The 22831-nt window shown below is 41.3% G+C and carries 17 protein-coding genes; 3 read left to right on the top strand and 14 right to left on the bottom strand.

What is annotated here, in order from left to right; genetic code table 11:
• Nucleotides 1-68: 68 nt before the first annotated feature.
• From J0X14_RS04455 to J0X14_RS04435, 5 genes are all read right to left on the bottom strand, one after another.
• On the bottom strand, nt 69-689 hold the full coding sequence (locus tag J0X14_RS04455; RefSeq protein WP_207096541.1) for a DinB family protein: 621 nt from the start codon (nt 687-689) through the stop codon (nt 69-71).
• 116 nt (nt 690-805) lie between these two features.
• Nucleotides 806-1909: a PQQ-binding-like beta-propeller repeat protein gene (locus J0X14_RS04450; protein WP_207096540.1), complete on the bottom strand. Its 1104-nt coding sequence runs from the start codon at nt 1907-1909 to the stop codon at nt 806-808.
• Between the two features lie 347 nt (nt 1910-2256).
• The gene (locus J0X14_RS04445; protein WP_207096539.1) at nt 2257-3177 is read right to left on the bottom strand and encodes a hypothetical protein; all 921 of its coding nucleotides are present in this window, start codon (nt 3175-3177) and stop codon (nt 2257-2259) included.
• Between the two features lie 30 nt (nt 3178-3207).
• Nucleotides 3208-4938, bottom strand: a complete 1731-nt coding sequence (locus J0X14_RS04440) for a SusD/RagB family nutrient-binding outer membrane lipoprotein (protein WP_207096538.1) — start codon at nt 4936-4938, stop codon at nt 3208-3210.
• Between the two features lie 22 nt (nt 4939-4960).
• Entirely contained in the window at nt 4961-8203 is a 3243-nt protein-coding gene (locus J0X14_RS04435; RefSeq protein ID WP_207096537.1) for a SusC/RagA family TonB-linked outer membrane protein, read from the bottom strand.
• 237 nt (nt 8204-8440) lie between these two features.
• Between J0X14_RS04435 and J0X14_RS04430 the strand changes: the two genes are divergently transcribed.
• Nucleotides 8441-9226 (top strand): LytR/AlgR family response regulator transcription factor, encoded by a 786-nt coding sequence (locus J0X14_RS04430; RefSeq protein WP_207096536.1) that lies wholly within the window; start codon nt 8441-8443, stop codon nt 9224-9226.
• Complete coding sequence (locus J0X14_RS19190) at nt 9226-10374, top strand: sensor histidine kinase (protein ID WP_317194417.1); 1149 nt, start codon at nt 9226-9228, stop codon at nt 10372-10374. Before J0X14_RS04430 ends, J0X14_RS19190 begins: the two co-directional genes overlap by 1 nt.
• Before the next feature lie 92 nt (nt 10375-10466).
• On the opposite strand, the gene J0X14_RS04420 is transcribed toward J0X14_RS19190, so the two are convergent.
• The 3 genes from J0X14_RS04420 to J0X14_RS04410 all read right to left on the bottom strand — a co-directional run bounded on the left by J0X14_RS04420 (nt 10467) and on the right by J0X14_RS04410 (nt 12926).
• On the bottom strand, nt 10467-10949 hold the full coding sequence (locus J0X14_RS04420; protein ID WP_207096534.1) for a hypothetical protein: 483 nt from the start codon (nt 10947-10949) through the stop codon (nt 10467-10469).
• A gap of 392 nt (nt 10950-11341) precedes the next feature.
• Nucleotides 11342-12577, bottom strand: coding sequence for an RNA polymerase sigma factor (locus J0X14_RS04415; RefSeq protein ID WP_207096533.1), 1236 nt, complete (start codon nt 12575-12577; stop codon nt 11342-11344).
• Between the two features lie 4 nt (nt 12578-12581).
• Nucleotides 12582-12926, bottom strand: a complete 345-nt coding sequence (locus tag J0X14_RS04410; protein ID WP_207096532.1) for a YciI family protein — start codon at nt 12924-12926, stop codon at nt 12582-12584.
• A gap of 161 nt (nt 12927-13087) precedes the next feature.
• Between J0X14_RS04410 and J0X14_RS04405 the strand changes: the two genes are divergently transcribed.
• Nucleotides 13088-13426 (top strand): YciI family protein, encoded by a 339-nt coding sequence (locus tag J0X14_RS04405; protein ID WP_207096531.1) that lies wholly within the window; start codon nt 13088-13090, stop codon nt 13424-13426.
• 674 nt (nt 13427-14100) lie between these two features.
• Here J0X14_RS04405 and J0X14_RS04400 read toward each other — a convergent pair.
• The 6 genes from J0X14_RS04400 to J0X14_RS04375 all read right to left on the bottom strand — a co-directional run bounded on the left by J0X14_RS04400 (nt 14101) and on the right by J0X14_RS04375 (nt 22809).
• Nucleotides 14101-15744, bottom strand: coding sequence for an alpha-N-arabinofuranosidase (locus tag J0X14_RS04400; protein WP_207096530.1), 1644 nt, complete (start codon nt 15742-15744; stop codon nt 14101-14103).
• Between the two features lie 252 nt (nt 15745-15996).
• Nucleotides 15997-17337 (bottom strand): TRAP transporter large permease, encoded by a 1341-nt coding sequence (locus J0X14_RS04395; protein WP_207096529.1) that lies wholly within the window; start codon nt 17335-17337, stop codon nt 15997-15999.
• A 63-nt stretch (nt 17338-17400) separates the two neighbouring features.
• Nucleotides 17401-17871 (bottom strand): TRAP transporter small permease, encoded by a 471-nt coding sequence (locus J0X14_RS04390; RefSeq protein WP_207096528.1) that lies wholly within the window; start codon nt 17869-17871, stop codon nt 17401-17403.
• Nucleotides 17871-18920, bottom strand: coding sequence for a TRAP transporter substrate-binding protein DctP (dctP, locus tag J0X14_RS04385; RefSeq protein ID WP_207096527.1), 1050 nt, complete (start codon nt 18918-18920; stop codon nt 17871-17873). Before dctP ends, J0X14_RS04390 begins: the two co-directional genes overlap by 1 nt.
• A 23-nt stretch (nt 18921-18943) precedes the next feature.
• Nucleotides 18944-20566, bottom strand: coding sequence for an aldehyde dehydrogenase (NADP(+)) (locus tag J0X14_RS04380; protein ID WP_242527910.1), 1623 nt, complete (start codon nt 20564-20566; stop codon nt 18944-18946).
• On the bottom strand, nt 20566-22809 hold the full coding sequence (locus J0X14_RS04375) for a glycoside hydrolase family 3 C-terminal domain-containing protein (RefSeq protein WP_207096526.1): 2244 nt from the start codon (nt 22807-22809) through the stop codon (nt 20566-20568). Before J0X14_RS04375 ends, J0X14_RS04380 begins: the two co-directional genes overlap by 1 nt.
• Nucleotides 22810-22831: the final 22 nt, after the last annotated feature.

The following is a 22831-nucleotide window of genomic DNA, read 5'->3' as shown; positions in this document are numbered from 1 at the left end:
CACTTGAACAACATTTTGTAACGCTCTGTAGTAAACAGCTAATTATTCTATAATTAGTACCTCCTATTTTACTTCTGGATATTCTCTTCTCCTTCTGGATACAGTTCCTCTATTATTTCATTAATCTGCATCGTATGCCTATAACAATGTGTTCCGACAATAATCGCCTGTTGGATAGCATCTGCTTCGCCATATAGGTAAGGTGCGAACAAGTGACGTAAATCTGCTTCCGAAGAATAAAGAATATTGAGGAGTTCATCTCTATCCGATTTTATAGCAGCCAAGAAGTCATCTTTGGTTTTCTTGGCATTCTCCGGTTTAGGTCTAAATGGCTCTGCAGTATCAACCTTCCTGGTCCTATCCGTAACTTGAGTAACCACCTTCCAGTCATTGAAGGACAAATCTTTGTCGGTTTGCAAATTACCCTCCGCAATCATCCTTTTTACTTTTAATATAAGTACTGGTTCGGTAATAAATATGTGTTCCAGGCAATTCAACGCACTCCAACCACCATCTTTGGGAATATAATTCAATTCTTCCTCAGAAAGCTTTCCAACTGTATTTTCTAGCTCAACATACGTTTGCTCCAACAAATCGTATGCAAACTTTCTTTCATCCAATATTTTTTTAGTTTGTGAAAACCCAATAACACCCATAATCATGGAAATAATCAATATGCTATTTTTCATTGTATTTAATTTTTATAATAAACTAACACCTGAACCCGAAAAATGGGGACTAATCCCAACCCATTTTTATTACTTAAACAGGGAAAATTGATTATGTGAGATGTTTCATCATATTTTCAGTTCAACTCAAAGCTGAACAGATTACCGTTGACTCCAAATAAAATTATGGAGTTCAAATATTGCACGGGAGTGGCTATAGTACCTTCTTCCAACTCAAACTGCCTCTCTAAAGTTCCAGATTCCCAATCTAAAAAGACCAAACTCCCAGGTTCATTTAGATTGTATACGTTACTGGCGGTGAATGCCATTTCCCCATTATAGAGAATTGGTTTTCCTACGATGTTCTTGTTTCCCTTATAGCACCATATGAGTTCTCCTGTTTCTAAATCAAATGAGTATAGAGAATGATTGTCTGAACCCCCTATATATAATGTCTTTTCTAAAATCAAAGGATCTCCCCACATCCAACCACCTTCTTCCTCTATGAAGCTCCACAAAATACCTCCTGAGTCCGCATCCAAAGCATTGACTGTATTATTTCTTGCACCAAAAAACAATATACTATCGTTAATCTCAAAATGACCTACAATACCTCCAAATGTCTCATAAGGCTTCTCATAGTCAAAAGTTTTTCCATTCCAAACCAATGTCATATCGGACAATTGATAACAGTGCACAGTACCATTCCAATCACCAAAAATAATTTTGTCCTTCCATATTAAAGGTGTTGTTCGAATTGCAGTCCCATTCGGAATTGATATTGAATCTTTGAGAATACCATTGCCAACATCCAAAACATAGATAGTTCCATTATGGGCTGCAAAAAAGACCGAATCCTTCTTAACCACTATATCGGGCCTTTTAAAGTCAAAAGGATCAATTTGATATTGAAATCGTTTAGATCCCAAAATAAAAGTTTTTGGCTTCAATCCAGGATCAAACATCCATTTAACTTTACCTTGATAGGATAATTTATATACTTTGTTTCCTGCTTCGAACAGAACCCCATCTTCAGTTAATGCTGGTGATGATGAGATAAGACCCTTACATTTATAACTCCAAAGTTTGCTGCCTGAACTAGCATCAATAGCAAAAAACATTCCTTGATTTGTTCCTCCATATAGAATTGAATCTTTTAGTGTAAAGGCAGATCGGATGCTTCCTCCCAAGTCAGTATTCCACTTTTTCTTCAATTCCTGCCCGTGTATTGAATATATCATTACCAAGGACACCATTAGCAAGAAGTACAATGACCCCAATTTCTTGTAACCTAATCCTTCAACACAAGTACTAGTAACTGACAACTGTAAATTGGTATTCATTTTAAATCCATTTAAACATGTATTTACCATTTGTGGTTTGATATTTCTCATAGTCCAATTGGAATTATTATATCTGAACCAACATTTACATCCATTAAATAAGCAATATGTACGGATTCAACCTTGGAAAATCCCTATCGTTAAACAAACATTTTGAGTGTAATCTTTGAAAAAAAGCCACCAATAATATATGGTGGCTTTCTTATTTAATATATCCCAATTTTCACTGTATATCACTGAGACCATTAAGGCCTACAGAAATCTATGGTGATTGGTCCTGCGGTTGTACCAGCGGTCACACTACCGACCAAGTTTCCATTGGGGGTATAGATCTGCATGGAGATCTCTCCATAGGCATCACCTGGGAAATACCAGTCGGCCGTTGTGGTCCCTACAGGAATTTCAATGGTGGTCGAGGCCGAATCTGTACCAGGGGTACAAGTGTAGCTAGATGGTCCGTAAGGAGAACACATCCCGAACTCGATAACGGTACCGTCATCCAAGGTCACTGTAACGGGGTCACCCGCAGTGGTGTCACTGGTCTGCCAGCCATCACCGTAGGAATCCTGCATATTGATTGTCCAGGTCCCAGCTGTAGGGGGAACCGGGGGACAAACTATCGCCGAGGTATAGGCATATGGAGATCTAAAGAAAGATCCACCGGTAATAGTACCATTGGCGTTGTTGGTGAATACCCTACCATCGGTGAGCACGCCTTCCAAACGGATGGCGAACACATCGCCCCCCTCGATATCGGCATCAGCAATCCCTGTTCCTGCGATGGCCTCCGCATAGGTCATGGAAACATCCCCTCTCGGGTACCCAAAGGGCCCTGGAGAAAAGTTGGAAGCGGAAACGGTCATGATCAACGCCTCGGGAGTGGTCACATCGGTTCCCCCATCGGGAATATCTGTGTCAACATAGGCCGCGTACACACGTACCTCGGAAAGCAGAGACCCACCCTCTGCATCCTGGGCCTCAAGGGTGACCCCCCAAACGGAGTCAGGATTATTGATGTCAAATTCAACTCCTACGGAACCGACCGTTCTCAGGACAAGCCCCCTAGTGGTATCATCAAATATCTCATCGATCAGCTTCTCTTCGCTACAGGAAAAAGCAATGCAAACGAAAAAAAGCAGTGTTATATGTTTTTTCAAATTTTTCATGTTTTTAATTTTTTACGTTCAGTGCCAATTTTAGTTAGAGAATGGGAACCCACTAGCTGGATTCGTATCCCAGAACACCTGGACCGTCTGATCTGATTTTTGGGTGATGTTGGAATTACTGGTCACAGCCTGGTTGGGATAGTACATGGAACGGATGAACGCTCCCGGATCTGGCTCCCTGTTGGGCTGCAAGGTGGTCGGGTACCCCGTTCTCCTATAGAAGTTGTAGGTCTCAATACCGTTTCCATAATGGCTCACGAAGTACTGCTCGGCCAATACATCCCATTGGTCATCTCCAGAGGCCCCGTTGAAGGCCGCCACAGTGGCATCGATAAAGTCGGTCACATCGGTGGAGGTAGGCTCGAAGGAAAGGTCGGCTCCACCATCATTGGAAACAAAGGACCGTACTTTTGCAATCTGCTTGGTCAAAGCACTTTCTAGATGCGTGGCCGCAGCACCGGGCTGATTAGCTGCCAAGGCCATTTCCGCTCTCCAAAAGTCCACCATAAAGGCATCCAGTATCGGGGTGATACCAACACCTCCTGCCCCGAAGGAATCTGTATTGTTACTTTGTGCTATTTCACTGAAACTGTCATCATCAAACCGACCACCAGCAGGATATACCCCAAATGTGCTTCTCAAGAGGCCGTCTGGAGGTGTTCCCTCATCATCACCATGGTCCCTCCCCCAATAGCCATTGGGCAGTGCGCAGAAGGTGAACCCTCCGCTTACATAGTGGGCCGGTGGAGTCTGCAAGGAACAGGTCAACAGCTCCTCGTCCGGTGGGAAACCATCTTGATTTGGAACATCCAAGGTCTGGCGATAGAAGTAATATCTCAATCTGGGATCTCCACTTGTATCAATGAGGTTTGTTAACCAATTAGATATATAATCGGTACCGCCTGCTGATGCATAATTGATACCAAAACGTGGGTGTCTAACATCGGGCTGGGAGGCACTAGTGCCCGGCCAGAACCAATCAAAGTCATCTGCCGTGTCCATGATATAGTTTCCGGAGTTGATGATGGCATTGAAACTTGCGGCCGCTGACGGATCCACCAAACGGGTCTGCACATAGATCTTGAGCTTCAAGGTGTTTGCAGCGTTCACCCATTTGTCATAATCACCTCCATAAAAATAATCTGTAGGAGGCTCTGAAGCTGAGTCAGAAGAAAAATTTGAAATTGCCTGGTCCAATAGTGATAGCGCCGCAGCGTACACGGACTCACCACTGTCCAGCGTCGGGTTCAATATCTCAGGTGCGTGAAGGGCCTCAGAATAAGGGATGTCCCCAAAGAAATCCACCAAGGTGACAAGGGTATAGGCCTCAATGAATTGGGCAATTCCCAAATGGTGTGTCAAACTAGATTCCTCAGCTACCGGGGTCATAAGACGGATATCAAAAAGGATGCCCCTATATGCATTGTCCCATTCATCGTCCGTATCGATGTCCTGATAACCTCCCCTATAATCTCTTGCACCAAACGGCATCAAACGGGTAAGTTCGCTTCCCAATATTGAGAATCCATCCCCACTTACATTACCCCCTCCAACAAAATTGTCATTTGGGTCGTTATCAGCGTCTCCTTCTATCAGTCTTGCAAAATCCTCCTGGATCGAGTTCAGGAAGAAATCCGGGCTTGCCTGTTCGGGACTCAAAAAGTTGGGATCCTGTGTAAGGTCCAGTTCCGTGGACTCACAGGATACCATCAATGATCCTACAAACAATATCGATGCTATATATGTGCTTATGTTTTTCATTTTTATAACTATTTTTTTCATCTTAGAATGTTGCTTTAACACTGAATCCATATCTTCTGGAGCTCGGCCCGTTCAAGAAATCGAACCCGAACCCGTTACCGACACCTGTACCGGATGTGTTTGGATCCAAGTTCGCACCGTCAGGGGTGTTTATGGCATCATACCATAGGTTGAACCCGGAGACCGTGAAGGACAATGTTCCGAAAGGAGTCCTGTCCAAGAACTTCTTGGGAACCGAATAGCCCAGGGAAACCTCCTGTAACCTAAGTAGAGTGGCATCATAAATCAGAAGCTCATCAGGGCCAAAAAGAATGTTGTTGAAGAAATAGTCGGAGTTGTTTATCTGGATGTCGTTTGGCTCGCCATTACTCTGTTTAACACCTTTTAAGACAAAAGTATTCTCCCTGTCAACGGTCTCTTCGATGAGGCCCCTACCCAAAAGTGTGGCAATGGTACTGGAGTAGATGTCACCACCCTGTGTCCAGTTGAACTGGAAGCCAAAGTTGAAGTTCTTGTAGGAGAAGGTATTGTTGAAGTTGGCAATGAAATCCGGGTTCGGGTCACCGACTACTCCATTTTGTGAATCAAAAACATAATCTCCAGTAGAGTTGATCACCAAGTTACCGGTATCGTCCCTGAGCACACGGCTACCATAGATGACCCCCAAGGGCTCTCCTGCAATCGCTGCATTGCCTAAATTACCAAAAGCCGAGTAAACAATTAAATCAGTATCCTGTCCTAGGTCCTTGACTTCTGTCTCAGCAGCACTGAAGTTCACATTGGACCTCCAGTTGACCCCATCGCTATCACTTCTAATAAGGTTCAGTCCAAGGTCTATCTCCAATCCCTGTCCTTGGATCTTGCCAATGTTCGTGGTTGTTCTGTAAAAACCAGAGGCCGGATCCAAAGGCTGGCTCACGATAAGATCGGTGGTGGTCCGATTATAAATGGAGGCATCCAAAGTGATGCGTCCGTCCCACCATCTTGACTCAATACCAAGCTCTATCTCCGAGACCTGCTCTGGTTTCAGGCTCGGATTACCCAGTGTAAGAGGGCTTGTGTTGGTCACGATATTTCTACCTGTATCATCTTGGAAATCTTGGGTATCCAATCGTAATCTTGAAGCTACAGGATAGGAATCGGAATTCTGATCTGGGAAACCTGCGGAGGTACCGTAACCGGCCCTTATCTTCAGATAGTTCAACACCTCGCTCTTCAGACCGTCAAACGCCGTGGTCGGAACAAAGGAGAGACTCGCACTGGGATAGAACAATGCCCTATTTTCTGTAGTCAAGTTGGATACCCAGTCGTTCCTTGCGGCCAAGGTGACGAAGACAAAGTTGTCATAGTCGAATTCCGCCTGTCCGTAGAGACCGATCACGTTACGCTCGGAAGTGAGCTGGATCTCATTGTTGTTCAAGAAGTTGAAGTGGCGAAGCACCCCGAACACCTGTTGGCCGTCACTGGATACACCGGTCTGGTTGAAGATTTCCCTTCTTCCGTTGAAACCGACGTTGAACGTACTACCAATGGTCTCGGTAAGATCAAAGTCACCGTTGATCGCAAAGTTGTGGTCCCAGATGGTGTTGGTGTTGTTCCAGGTCTCGTAGACACCGCTCTGCAGCCTGATATCGTTACTGTTACTGTTCACACCACCTTTGTTCTGGTAGTTGGTATTGTTCTCACTATAGTTATCGATACCGACCCTGTACACGATGTTCAGGTTCTCGCTAATATCGTATTGGACCCCCATGTTACCGAACACCCTGTTGGTCTGTTGCTGGGTACCGGAGTTGTTCACGGTCCACAAGGGGTGCTGGATGGAGTTGTCTTGGCGATAGTAAACGCTACTTCCCGTAATGGGATCCTGGTACGGTAGTCCAAGAACGTCTACGGAACGGGGCGTAAAGTACAGATCACCGAATACGGAGGAACCGCTACCGGTGGCACCGTTACCCTGGCTCAATGCCACGGGAGGGGAGATGAACTTGGTACGTGCATAGTTAAGTGTACCGGATACGGTGAACTTGTTGCTCAATACGGCTCTACCACCGATACCAAAGTTGTTCCTGTTCAAACTGTTGCCGGGGGTGAAACCCTGATCCTTCAAATACCCGTAGTTGGCATTGTAGGATACCTTGCCATCTGAGGAGGCCCCTGCAACATTGATGGAGGTATTGGTGACCGTTCCCTTTTTGAAAAAATTCTGAAAGCTATTGTAGGGTCTCCACTCATAACGAGCTCCCTGAAATTCAGGAAAGGCCGCCTGGATGGCCGATGTTGAAGTGGAGTATGGGTGGGGCAGTGTTCCGTTCGAATCGAAGGAACTGCTGTTCCCCCAACCGGCTATTCCCTCCCTTCTAAAAGCAGGTCCCCAATTACTATAGAACCATCCAAAGGCCTGGTCGAAACCGTTACCGTATTCATTCTGATATTTTGGCGTTGAGGCAATCTCGTTGAAGAACATGGAGGAGGTCACCGTGATCTCGGTCTTCTTCGCTCCTTCTCCTCCTGATCCGGCCTTGGTGGTGATCAAGATCACACCGTTCCTACCCAAGGATCCGTATAGTGTGGAGGCAGCAAGACCTTTCAACACGTTCACGCTCTCGATACTGTTCGGGTCAAGGTCCAAGAACCTACTGGAACCATTGTTACCATTAACGAAGTCATTACGGCTACCTTGTCTTCCTGATGGGTTGGTATCCCCGTTGAAAGGAACACCGTCCACGATGAACAAGGGCTGGTTACTTTGGCTAAAGGAGTTGAAACCCCGGATGATAATGTTCGTACCCGATCCGGAAAGACCGCTCTGCTGGGTGATGTTCACCCCGGAGGCCTTGCCCATAAGGACACGTCCAAGATCACCTTCGGCCTTTTCCTCCAATTGTTCGGAGCTTACCTCGGCGACGGCATATCCCAGAGCCTGCTTCTCCCTTTTGATACCAAGGGCGGTCACAACGACCTCCTCAAGGGCCTGGGTGTCCTCTTCCATCTGGACATTGATCACATTCCCTGCACCAACCGGCCTACTTGTGGCCCTTTGCCCTATATAGGTAAAAAGCAGTGTTTGACCTTGACCTGCACTGATTGAATAGTTACCATCAAAATCTGTTTGGGTACCGTTGGTGGTCCCTTCGACGACAATGTTGACCCCAGGCAGCGGAAGGCCGTCGGCATCCGTAACAGTACCTGTGATTGCTTTGTCCTGGCCAATAACCAGCTCAAAGCACAATAAACTGCACAGCAACAAAAATGTTCTTTTCATATTTAAATTTGAATTAGTTAGTAAGGGCGGAAATTATCACAAATAACCTCCCACCCCCCGTCTATTGTGGCAAGTGCACACTTATTTGTTTTGAACGGACTGATATATTTATGAATGGACGTAATACAATTTTTGCAGAGGATTTGAAAATCTTGCATGGATAGAACGAATACTTCTATTCTAGCGTCCCCACAATGGCATTTTGATGTACATATAATATGGACTAATCAAAATAAGATGGGATATAGTGCACTAATTGTAGATGACGAGGCCTTGGCAAGGAAAAGAATTTCTTCCTTGCTGGAATCGTGGAATCAAATAGAGGTTTTGGACCACGCCAATAATGCTGGAGATGCTATACAAAAAATAGTACACTTTCAACCGGACATACTTTTCCTAGACATCCAGTTGAAGGATTTAACCGGGTTCGATGTACTGAATGGGTTGAAACAGATGAAAAACTTTCCCCTCATTGTATTCATTACCGCATTTGATGAATATGCCATTAAATCATACGAAGTACAGGCTGTGGACTTTTTGCTTAAACCTTTTTTAAAGGAGAGGCTGGATAGAAGTATACAACGCTGCATCACTATTCTTGAAAAAAAAGAACTTATCCTAAGTCGTGAACAACTCAAAGATCTAATAAATAATCTTTCAAATAGTGGAAGTGAGTACCCAACCATTCACAAATCACTCAAAAAGGTACCAATAAAAATAGGAACCAAAACCATGTTGTTAAAGGGTAACAACATCAAATATATTTTGGCCAGCGGCAGTTATGCCGAGCTCCACATGGAGGATAGAATGTTGGCACTCAGAGACTCCTTATCAAGCTTGTTAAAAAAATTTGACAAAACAAAATTCATAAGAATCCACCGTTCCACAATTATAAACTCTGACCATATTCAGGAAGTGATTACCAGCAGTTACTATGAAATTGATGTAAAGATGAACGATGGTGAGCTTTTTAGGGTAAGTAAGTCTTATAGAAAAAAGTTTTTGGGAAATTTAGGAATGTAATGACCTTACTACAAAAATTAAAAAACCCTTTTTATCAAAGACTTCTGGTCATTTTGGTACTTTTCTACTCCGTATTTGAGTTAATATCCTTTTTTAAAAACTTGTTCGCTTATAAAACTTCGATCAATCCAACAAAAAGAAACCCGCTAGACTTCTGGGAAGTATTTTTGGTTGATTGGTTTGTGGTTTTGGTCTACATGGGCTTAGTAGCACTGACCACGCCAAAAGATGCCTTTAATTCCAGTAGAACTTTGGTATGGTTTGTAATAAAACACTTGTTTTTGTCCATTTTGATAGGATTTGCCATTATGACTACCAGTTACTTTATTTTAAAGGCCATTGATAAACTGCCTATCATGGAAAATAACCTTTGGATAATTGTAAACAAGGTAATACTCCTTTCTGACCTCAATTTCTTGGTCTATTTTTCGATGGCCAGTATTATTTATATCTATAATTATTTTGATGGTTATAGGGCTAATAGGTTTCTTAAATCAAGGTTGGAAGCTCAATTGAATGAAGCAAAATTCAATGCTTTGAAAGCACAAATACAACCACACTTTATATTCAATACCCTAAATAGTGTTTCAGCCCTCGTAGAGGATGACAAAATAAAGGCGCAAGAAGTTCTAAATAATTTAAGCTCATTTCTAAGGCAGTCATTTAAAAATGAAAGGAACTCATTGAAAACAGTCAGTGAAGAAATTCACTTCTTGGAGGACTACATGAGTCTAATTAAGACAAGATTTGACAATGACTTTTTTTTCAAGACCAAGATTCAAAAGCAAACATTGAATAAGAAAATCCCCAGCTTTGTTTTGCAACCACTTGTAGAGAATTCCATAAAACATGGGTTCTCTGAAAGACATCCAAAGCTCTTGGTCATTATCGAACTATTCTTTGAAAATGAATATATTCATATTTTGGTCTCGAACAATGGTAAACCGATACAAACCTCTATTGGCAAACGAAGGTTTGCAAAAGGAACAGCTCTAATCAATATTCGCAAAAGGTTGGAAAATCTTTATGGTGACAATTTTTATTTTCATGTCAAAAATAAGAAGGATGAATCCGGTGTTGTTTCAAAAATTATCATTCCAGAATTAGTTAAAAAGAGCTTTGATAAAAGGAGTAGTCTAAAACTGTAATTTTATTCTTATAAGTATTTAAGCCTAGAAAAAAATACTTTCCAAAAAAGATGCTTGTGACAGAATTTCTTATGTGATATATTACATCTACTTTAATGCTTTAATGTCAGCACTGACTCCAAGTTAGAATAACTTTCTTCCTCTTTATTTTTTTTGAGCAATAGATAGTTATAAACCTCATTTTTTATTAACTTTTTCACTCTTGTTTGCCATAAAACCTTCAAGAGAAAGTTGCTATTTCCCTTTTTTTTGACGGGTGTCGAGATAACAATAATTTTGGACCTTACTGGGTTCAAATATTTCAGATTAATGGAAATTTTAAATTCATTTCCATTCTCTCCGCACCTAACTATATATGTAATCGTTTCATTCTCGACCTTATCTATTACCTCTAATAAAATGTTCCTTAGATTGAGCTGAAACATAAATATGTCGCCAAGCTCAACTGTTTTTTTTGACGGTTTGTAGAGCTGTTTAACCTCCTCCAAAAAACCAAAGGGTTCCGTTTCAATCAGATAATCCCAACAATCGCTATGAGGCTTAAGGATTTCAAACTCCAATTTAAGTTCCTTCATGATTCTTACTTTGTTTTACGGTATTGTTTTAAAAGAACAATCCAGAAAGGTCAAAGGGGACGACGTTGTGTAATCGATGAGAATAAAAAAGCCGGCGTCAACCGGCTTTCATTTAGCTAATTCAAAAATTTTAGAATGAGAACAAAACTTCTCTTCTCATCAAAAATTCTAATTAAAATTAATCAATAACCATACTGTTAGAGGATGTATGTTTCGAATGAACACTATTTTGTTTTGAATGTACGGGAATAGTGCAAAACTGGTACTGTGTGCTTCTACAATTCAAAGTTCTTGGATAGAATAGGTGTTCTACCGCAATATATCATAGAATGGTTCTACGTACATGCCTCATGAAGTTACATGCTTTGGGAAGAATGAAAGAAAGTAATAATTTAAAGGGAATCCATTTTTCGATGAATAAGTTCTTTCTCCAGGTTAGAAGAAGTAAGATTTTTTGCAATAACATATGATTCCAACGCCAAATTAGGTTTTCCCGTAACAGCGTAGAACTCTCCCAAGGTTGCATGTAAAAGATAATAACCATTCAAAATGTCATCTTCCTTAAGTGAGTTCAAATCGTCAATTGCTTCTCCTTGATAGCCAAGTTGCCACTTAACTATTGCTTGGTTCAACAAAATAATTGGAGATGGCTTATATTGATAAAGCAACTGGTATAATTCGCTTATTTTTAACCAGTTAGTACTTTTAAAATCGTCGGATAAGCAGTGTTCGGCGGCAATACCAGCTTCTATATGAAAAGTACTTAAAATTTCACCTGAAGCAGAGGCAGATAAATAACGTAATCCACCATTAATCATTTCCTTGTTCCATAAATCCCTGTTCTGATTTTTGAGTAGAACAATAGCCCCTCTATCATCAATTCTACTTTCAAATCTGGCTATATGAAAGCACATTAAAGACATCAAAGCATTTATTTTTGGTTCGCCTGGAAAGGATTGCAAGAGCAAATCGGTCAGCCTTAGTGCCTCTAGACACATATCCTTTCTAATAAGTTCCTTTTGACTTGAAGAATTATAACCTTGATTAAAAAGCAGGTATAGGGTATCACAAACTACGGAAAGTCTATCTTGAAGATCGACACCTTTTTTCAAATCAAAGTTGAGATGGGTCTCACGAATTCGTTTTTTTGCACGATAAAGCCTTTTTTTAACCGCCTCTTCCTCAATCAACAAGGCTTGGGCAATTTCCTTTCGGCTAAAACCGCATAAAGTGCTTAAAATTAAAATTATAGAACTCTTGTCGTCAATTTGGACTAGAGAACAATTAAAAATCATCCTCAGCATACTATCTTCGATTTCCTGTTCTAGTTTGGTAGAAACCGGTGGAATCGAAAAATATTTCTGATAGTTATCAATATTAACTGACTTGCTCTTTTTTTTTAGGATATTGATTGCTTTATTTTTACACACAACAAATATCCAAGCTTGTGGATTTTCCGGCACACCGTTAAAGGTCCAATTTTGGTAGGCGGTGACCAAGGTGTCTTGAACTACATCTTCCGCTTCCTCCAAAAAATTGATTCCAAATTTCGAGGTGAGATACGACACCATTTTACCATATTCGGTCCTGAATAAATTATCCACAAGTTGATTTACATCTTCCTGCATGAAATTAGATAAACTCGGATGGATCTGGCATCAAAGGCTTTACTGTTATGAAAAATTCGTTACTCAAAGGGCAAGTTAGCACCAGTTCTTCGGCCTCGCCCAAATTATTGGCCCTTAGTATGATATACCCCCCTATTATTTCTTTTGGCTCAACATAGGGTCCATCACCAATTATTGTTTTAGGTCGAACAACTCGAGAGTCATTTTCAAGCCGGTTACCTTTTACAAACAAGTTTCTATTTTTTAAGTCTTTCATCCACTCAACATATTTTTGCATATGCTCTTCCAGAGCTTGAGGGGATTCGTCGTGATAGCTATCACCATGTATCAACAGAATAAATTCTTTCATACCATGATTTTTAGATAAAAAATTATTTACAATGACTAGAACAGACTTCAAACATAAGAGGGGACAAAATAAATGTTGAAATTAAGTTAAAAATAGCAATAATATTAATGTCCCCTTTCCCTAAAACCTTTTGTAATTAAATATACTTATAAAGTGATGTTATGGATTTTGTGTTACTACTTTCAAGTAACGGTCTTGAACCCTCCCCTAAAGAAATGCAAGTTGTTATGCAAGAGTATTTACAATGGAGCAATCATTTAAAAAAATTGGGGAAATACTTGGAAGGTTGCCCTTTTGAAAAAAGATATATCAATATCAATGATTCTTGCTCTATCTATTCCATTGAAGATTTTGAAGAAGGAAGTAATTTCATAACAGGGTTTATCAAACTTAAGTGCAAAGATTATCAAGAGGCCTTTTCCATTGCCTCCAAATGTCCTCTTCTTTTTTGTAATTTTATCAATATTCACCCAGTGTTGGATGCTCAAAACATTACTTGATATGATTTTGTCATAACTCAGAAGATAAAATTCATTATTGTTTTTATTTGAAAAGGATGATCCACTCTTAATAATATCAAATACCGGAAATCGAAGTATCCTGATTATTTTAAACAACCTGAAATAAATACTTCAAAATTCAGATAGAAGTCATTTACTATTGTAGAAAATCCAATTCTAAGAAGAATAAGCCAATCCTAAAGCATTGAATAATAGTTTAATCAATTAAGGTATTTTGACTATTTTAGACCAAAATAACCGTACACGATACCGTACACGTTTTTTGGCAAAATACACCCTAAATAGCATAAAATAAGGGGTTTGGTGGAACTCATAACCCGAAGGTCACTGGTTCGAGTCCAGTTCCCGCTACAAGGGCTAAACAGCCAAGAATCAACGGATTGTGTACCAGCAATCCGTTTTTTATGCCCAATGTTTCCCTATTTTTACGGACAGTACACGGTACCGTACACGTTTTTGACATGAAACGCGCCTTAAGATTAGGCTGTCCTAAGGCACATCTATTGTTTCGAAACAAATCCTTTCTCCATAGCAAAAGAAATAGAAAACCCCGTTGAGCCTAAAATCAAGATTGCCCTATTCTAACTAATAAGGATACCCTTAAATCATCTTCTTAAGAGTACTTTTAATTCAACTGTAAATAGAAGTCTAAATTAATTTTTCAGGTTATCTCCCCCCATTTTTTTATACTTACCCTTGATCATGGTAAATGAATGGGCGGGAAAGTTATATGTGAAACTACTTTTTGAGATTTTTGAATTTTTGACATTCTTACTTTTAATAATTTCATTCCCAAATGTATTTTGCGCTTTTACATTGGGGCCATTGACCTCTACAACTTCAACATTACCGTTAAAAGCTCCTTCCTGTAAAACAATATCCGTGGATATCGACTCCGTTAGATGTCGATTAACAACCGCTAATATAATTTCATCCCCATTTATTGCTGCTGAAACATCTAAATAAGGAACGTTACTTTGTTGTGTCATCTGCTCCCCCAGACCAATATTGAACTCTTCCGTATCGTATGTCCCACAATCCACAAATAGATCCAATGCCGTACCATGCATATTTTGGGAAAATAATTGAAGTGGATAATAAATGGTTTGCTTGAACATGCCTTCTTCATTAGTGAACATTGGACCAATAACATTGACCAATTGAGCCATATTTGCCATTTTAACGACATCTGCATTCCTAATAAAACTATTTAGGAATCCTGCAATCACCAAGGCATCTTCAAGATTATAATGTTCTTCCAAGGCTCTCTCCCCTTTGGAAGAAGCTCCCCGTCTTGCCCTATACCAAACATTGTATTCGTCCCAGGCGATATAAATAGGATCCCTCTCCCCTCTATCCGCCTTTTGCATCTCAACATTTATAAGACCTTTAATGAGTTTTGTCCGTTGCTCCATGACCAAGGGAGTTGACAAAAAATTATAGTAGTTGTCATCTGGATTTCCGACATACATATGGATGGCCAAAAAATCCACAACATCCCTAAGTTCCTTTAAGATTGTTGCATTCCATTCATTAGGGTCGGCAAAAGGACGGTAATTTGAAGATCCCGCAGCTATCAATTTGATATTAGGGTCCGTTAACTTCATCAGCTTTGCGGCTTCCCTGGCTTTTTTGCTATAGTCTTCGGCATTTAAATGTCCCATTTGCCAAAATCCGTCCATTTCGTTACCCAAACTCCAATAGGTAATGTTGTGCGGTTCGGGATACCCATGCTCTTCCCTTAGCTTTGCGTAATATGAATTGCCCTTAACATTTGTATATTCTACCCATCGTTGGGCCTCTTCAATGGTCCCTGTACCCATGTTGACCGAAAAATAGGGTTCCGTCCCCATTTTTTTAGCGAAGTCCATAAACTCATTGGTTCCAAATTGATTGGTTTCCAATCGAGACCATGCCAACTCCATTCTAGGTACTCGGTTTGGTCCCACACCGTCCTCCCAATGATAATTGGACACAAAGTTTCCGCCTGGATACCTTGTGATGGTCACGTTTAAATCCTTTGCAGCTTCCAAAACATCTTTACGAAATCCATCTTCGTCTGCCAACGGTGATCCCGGATCATAAATACCTCCATAAACACATCTGCCCAAATGTTCCACAAAATTTCCATAGAGCAACGGACTTATGTCTCCGATAACACGATCAGTGTCGATTTTGATTTTTGCCTTCTGTTGTGCGGTTATTTTAGTTTGCAAACCTGCAATCATCAAACAACAAATTACAAGCTTTGTTAAAGCTGGGGTTACACCTATTTTTTGATTGAAATCGAATTTCATGGTTATTTTGGTTTTACTATTTTTTTTTGATTGATTACTATAGGAATAAAAAAATTCAGTGCAGCTGTTTAGAATCGTTGTTTTTAAAAAGCGCAGCTCTTACACTGCGCTTTTCGCTAATCAACTGAATAAAACTAACACTTGAAAAGCTCAGCTTTACGCTTCACTTTTCACTAAAAGAACTAAACTAAACTAACTTACTTGCACTTTTGTATATATTTTATATGCTTTGATTTTATCATGATTATGATTCTACGGCATTAATGATGGTAAAAATGTTGTTATCGGCGCCCAGTAGGTAATTAGGAGTTGAATAATGATCATGGCCAAAAGAAACTTCAATACATAGGGGGTCATTTTAGAAATGGACACTTTTCCAACGGCACTGGCCACAAAAAGTGTGGAACCCACTGGTGGCGTAACCAGCCCTATGATCATATTGGAAACCACGAGAATCCCAAAATGCACGGCGTCAAGTCCAAGGTCCATCCCAATAGCCTGGCTAATGGGCAATACGACCGGCACAACAATAAGCAGGCCTGGACCCGCATCAATGAACATCCCCACAAACAATAAAGTGATATTTAGCACGATGAGCACCAAAAATACACGGACACTTGCCAAGGTATCGGGTGAAAAATCAATACCTGAAAATGTTATCAAACTGTCACAAAATCCAATTAAATCCCCTGTAATCATCTCAGGAATCTTACCAATGGCCAAAGTCCATGCAAACAGACTTGCACAGGCAATCAAAAAACTCAAAGCTGCCGTTGTCTTGGCCGAGGACAATAGAATTTTTGGAAGATCTTTCAATTTTAGTTTTCGATATGCAAAATAGCCCACCAAAGCAGCATAGACCACTGCCACTGCGGACGCTTCCGTGGCCGTAAAAAAACCACCCATGATGCCCACAAAAATCACAATTACCAGCCCTATTGGAAACAGGGCTCCTATAAAACTTTCCTTTATTTCCTTGAGGTCAGCTTTAGGTTCCTTCACAATGGTCATTTTCCGGGTCATATAGCTGCTAATGACTATAATACTGATGCCAACAAGAATTCCTGGAATAATTCCACCTATGAATAGTTTTTCAATGGACACATTGGCCAACGTACCATATATGAGCAGTAGGATACTCGGAGGAATCAATGCCCCTGTAGTTCCTGAACATGCAGCCAATGCCGTACTGAAAGCTCGGTTATATCCATTTTTCTCCAATGCCGGAATCATAATTCCACCAACAGCGGCGCAAGTGGCCGCAGAGGCACCAGACACTGCTCCAAACATTTGCGAAGAGACCGTGGTCACCGCAGGCAATCCAATTCTATAATGCCCAATCAATGCCTTTACCAGCCTTATCAATCTTTGGGAGAGTCCTCCATAATTCATAAGTTCTCCCGCTAGGATGAAAAAAGGAACGGCCAAAAATGAATAAAAAGAAGATAGGGACCGGGTAGTTTCCAATCCTACCATAATGGGATCTACACCAACATACAATAAGGCCGCAAAACAAGATAGTACCATACAAAAAGCCACTGGCACATCTAAAAGCAGTAAAATCAAAAAAGTAATTATCAGTATGGTTCCCATTAAAACATTTTATTAATCATTGTATTTAAGCTCGCTTCATTTTGTATTAGTTTCCTCAGCTTGTCATTCCAAGTCTTCCTTTTTATTGATGTATTCCGATCGAATTCCCCAAAGGGCATAGTACAACATTAAGGCACATCCCAAAGGGCAGGCGATGTAGACAAACATCCTGGAAATCTCTGTGGCGGGCATGACCCAATATCGAATCTTCCATACCACTATGGAGCCATAATACAGCAGTAGGATTATGGAAAACAAAATGAGTACTTGCTGAAGGATATAAAATGGGCGTTGGGCCTTGCCCTTTAATTTTTCGCTCAGAAAATTAAGGACATAGTGTGCCTTTTCCCGAATGGCTAAGGCGGCTCCAATAAATGTAAGCCACACCAAAAGTATCTGCGCAACCTCATCTACCCAATAGAGTGAGGCATTCAGCACAAATCTAAAGAAAACGTTAGCCGCCACGATGAGCGACATCGACCCCAATATCAACGCCAAAAGTCCGTCCACCATTTTATCTATTATGCGTTTCATCACTTATTTTTTATTCGATTAAATAGAGCTCTGGAGACATTCGGATATATCTCAAAAAATTCATCATAAACAGGAGTCACGGATTCCATAAAAGCTGTTTTGTCCACTTCTTGTATACGGACCGAGTTATGTTCCACATATTCCATAGCCTCCTTGCTTGTGGCGTCCCAAATAGCATTATATTTTGGGGTTATGGCTGAAGCCACCTGCTTAATTCTCTCCCTGTACTTTGGCTCCAAATCATTCAACCATTTTTGGTTGACAATAAGAACGTGCTGGTCAGCGGAATGTTCCGTAAGGGAAAAACAGTTGCACCCTGCTTCTTGATATCGATAAGAAGCAAATACTTTTACGCTGTTCTCCGCACCGTCCACCACACCAGTTTTTATGCCCTGATAAAGCTCCGAGAACGGTAAGGGCGATGCACTCGCCCCCATGGCATTGATGGTATTGATCATTGTGGGACTTTCCATTACGCGAATTTTAAGTCCCCTAAATTCTTCTGGGGTAGAAGCACATGGGCGGTCTTTAGGGTAGGTAAAGAACATACTCCGAAAACCTGCACTATAAAATCCCAGCCCTTGCAAATCATGCTTTGAGAGCATATCTAACATTTCTTTCCCCGTTGGGCCATTCAACACCTTCTGAAGGTGTGATTTGTCGGAAAAAAGGTAGGGAAGGTTTAAAATGGCATAGGATGGTTCTATGGTAGTCACCACCGCAGAGTTTACCTGTACTACTTCTACCACGCCAAAACTGCAGGCCTCCAATAATTGACGTTCTGTTCCGATTGACCCTTGATCATAAAAATCCACTACAATTTCACCCTGTTTTATCCCATGCTCAGGTGAGGCCTTTTGTAATTCTTCCCGAAAGAGATTCGCCACTTCCCAAATCTTGGTCTCAGGCTTCATTTCCAAGGCCAACCTAAATCTGAGTTCAGGCTTGGATGTTTTTCCTCCTTTATCATTGTTCTTGCACGAAGCAATAACCAATGTCACCAGAACAAGAGCTGCCAAGAATTTAGTATGCGAAAATTGTATGGTCATGTAGTGAATAATCTCTGTATCGATTAAATTTTGTCCTTGGTCCAATTCCCATCCACCAATCTTAATAATTGCAAGGGATTGTCATTTTTAAGTTCATTAGGCAGGAAATCATTTGGAAAATCCTGATAGGCCACGGGACGAACAAAGCGCCGTATGGCATCTGTACCGACTGAGGTGGAGTTGGCAAAGGTGGTCGCGGGAAAAGGACCTCCATGCTGCATGGAATGGCATACCTCTACACCAGTTGGAAATCCTCCATAAATAACCCTCCCTGCCTTTTGTGTTATAAGTTCAATTATTGATGGCAATGCTTGCTCATCTCCTTTTTCAGCATGAACGGTAGCCGTTAATTGCCCTTCAAAAGACTCCAAAACCTTCAATTGTTGTGCATGGTCATTGCAGAGAACAAATACAGAAGCCGGACCAAAAACTTCATCCGAAAATGCATTATCCTGTAAAAAATGGGTTCCACTTACGGTGAAAGCAGCAGGACTTCCCATGGTATTTAATTCTTTACCTTTCACAGCCGATTCCGCCAGTAAGGTTGCTTGTCCATTTTTCTGAAGTGATTCCACTCCATTTCTGTAAGAACTAGCAATGTTCTTGTTCAGCATTACCCCAGGAGCAGCTTTTTCCAGAGATTTAGAAAAGGTCTGAAGAAATTTTTGACTTGTCTCTCCCTTGATTAATAGCACCAAACCTGGATTGGTACAAAACTGGCCAACCCCTAAGGTAACCGATTGAACAAGAGACTCAGCTAATTGCTCCGTCTTTGCCTTAATGGCATTTTCCAGTAAAACAACTGGGTTTATGGAGCTCATTTCCGCAAAAACGGATATAGGTTCTGGTCTATTGATCGCCGCTTTGAAAAGCGTCATACCAACAGAGCGCGAACCTGTAAACCCTACAGATTTTATGATTGGGTGTTCCACAAGTTTAACGGAATACTCATGCGATAAATAAATCGAAGAGAAAACCCCTTCAGGCATCCCAGTTTCCTGTGCAGCCTTATTAATAGCGAAAGAAACCAATGCATTGGTTCCAGGGTGCGATGAGTGGGATTTAACTACCACAGGGCAACCTGCTGCCAACGCTGATGCAGTATCCCCGCCTGCAGTTGAAAATGCCAACGGAAAATTACTTGCCCCAAAGACTGCCACAGGGCCAACTGGAATAAGCATTCGCCTAACATCTGGTTTGGGTACGGGTTGCCTATCAGGGTTTGATTTATCAATTCGGGCATCTACCCAATTCCCGTCACGCAAAAGTTGCGCAAATAATTTTAACTGATTACAGGTTCTTCCCCGTTCCCCAGTTATTCGCTGTGTTCCCAGGCCTGATTCCAAAGCGCATCTCTCCACTAAAACATCGCCCAATGCCATGATTTCATCAGCAATGCGATCTAAAAAATTGGCGCGTTTTTCATTCGAAATGGAGCGATAGATTGGAAATGCCTCTTCCGCCAAGGATAAGGCCTCCTCAAATTCCTCATCAGTGGCTCTTTTAAATTCAACGGGAAGTGCAACACCATCATTTGGTGACACAGCCTGAAACACACTGTTCCCCTTACCGCTTTTTTTGAATCCTATATAATTATCGCCTGTCAACTGTGTACTTTTCATTTCAATTTCCATGTTCCGTATCATTATTTTTTTACGACTTCTATTTGTGTTTGCTGTCTTATATCTTCGGATGAGCTTCCAACCATCAATGTAAATTCGCCCGGTTCCACCTTAAAGTCATGGGATTTCTCGTCATAAAATGAAAGTTTGCCCGCCGGTAAGGAAAAAGTGATTGTTTTTGTTTCTCCTGGTTCCAATGGAACTCGCTCAAATCCCCTTAGTTCTTTGATGGGTCTTTTTACGCTGGATTCAACATCATGCACATAAAACTGCACCACTTCATCGCCAGCCCTTTCCCCTGAATTGGTGACATCCACACTGACCATCAATTCATCTTCTTCCGAAACTTGTGTTTTGGAAACCTGTAGATTGGCATAGTCAAATTTGGTGTAGCTCAATCCATGCCCGAAAGGAAACAAGGCCTCTTCTTCAAGGTACATATAAGTGAATCCCTTGGTAATATCGTACTCGTCCTGTGAAGGCACATGGGCTTCGGAAGCATAAACGGTATAAGGCAGTTTCCCTCCCGGATTCACATCTCCAAAAATCACATCTGCGATGGCGGGCGCACCCTGCTGACCGGCCCACCAGGCTTCCAATATGGCTGGGGCTTTTTCCTTTACTTTTGGAATGGCTAAAGGTCCCGCGTTCATTAGTACAACCACTGTATTTGGGTTGACTTCCATGACTGCATCGATTAATTTTTCTTGATTTTCAGGAAGATGAAGACTTTCCCTATCGTGCCCTTCTCTTTCAATTCCCAGCGTGGTACCTACAAACAGCAATACGGCATCAGCCGCTTTGGCCACCTTGACTGCTTCAGCTAAAGCTGAATTCTCATCGGCAATTTCTTCTCCCATCAACCATTCCGCTTCAGGGAAATCTTCCAACGACCATCGACTTGGTGGTGGTGGTTCACATCCTTTGGCAAAAGTAACTTTGACCCCTTTCCCTACACTATTTTTAATTCCCTCAATCGGAGTGACAACCTCTGTAGGAAGTCCACTGTACCCTCCTGAGACAAATATATCGGCATGAGGGCCAATAACAGCAATGCTGTTCAATTTGGTTTTATCAAACGGTAACAAATTGTTTTTGTTAGTGAGCAATACCATGGATTCCTGGGCTTCCTTCAAAGCAAGTTGCAGATGTTTTTCGCTACCAATGATTGACATAGGAATGGTACTGAAAGGAACCTGCTCCGCAGGGTCAAATTCACCCAAAAGAAAGCGTTCCTTCATCACCCGAAAAACGGCATCGTCTAGGCGCGACTCTGGCAACAAGCCTTGTCTAACTGCATTGGGAATGTATTCCATAAACTCCTTATCCGAAAAATCCACCCCTGCATTCAAAGATTCAGCCACCGCAATTTCATAGGTCATCTGTCCTTTTTCGTGTCCTTCAACCATTGATTTTACGCCACCCAAATCAGAAACCACAAAACCATCAAATCCCCATTGGTCTTTTAAAATATCTGTGAGAAGGAGTTTATTTATATTATTGGGCGTGCCGTTGATGGCATTATATGATGCCATTATGGATTGTGCCCCTCCTTCAATAATACATTCCTTAAAATGCGGCAACCAATATTCATGTAGCATCCGCTCACTAACATCTACCGAAAGTGATTGTCGATTGGCCTCAACATTGTTCACCGCGTAATGTTTTAAGGTAGATACTAATTTTCTGTACTTAGGATGATTTCCTTGAAGACCTTTAACGTATGCCACACCAATTCTACCTGTTAAGAAAGGATCTTCACTAAAGGTTTCGTTGATTCTTCCCCAATAGGGATTACGACTAATGTTGATTACCGGGGAACGATAAATAAGCCCCTTTTTATCGCCTTCAAAATCGGGGCTTTGATGCCAGCCATTATATATAGCTCTGGCTTCATCGGAAATTGCCGAAGAAACTTCATACATCAACTCGGGATTCCAGGTTGCTGCAGCAGCCGTGGAAATCGGAAACATGGTGGTTGGCCTGTCCCAAACCACGCCATGCAGGCATTGGTTCCATTTATCGGAGATAATCCCAAAGCGTTCAATTTCAGGCGCTCGATGATTCAAAAATGTGGCCTTTTCTTCCAAGGTCATACGAGACATCAAATCATGGACACGCTCATCAACAGGGCGTTCGTAATCAAGGTAAATCTCATCAACCCCCTGTTTTCCACTTTCCATGCAGCCGCTGGTCAAGAGAACCATGGCTCCTAAAAAGCATGTCATTACGGTTTGAATATGGGTGTTTGTATAGAAAAGTTTCATAATTCACATTTTGTTTAGGGCA

This window comes from Allomuricauda sp. CAU 1633 (genome assembly GCF_017313225.1).
Classification (GTDB): Bacteria; Bacteroidota; Bacteroidia; order Flavobacteriales; family Flavobacteriaceae; genus Flagellimonas.
This window is presented reverse-complemented; position numbering and strand designations above follow the sequence as displayed.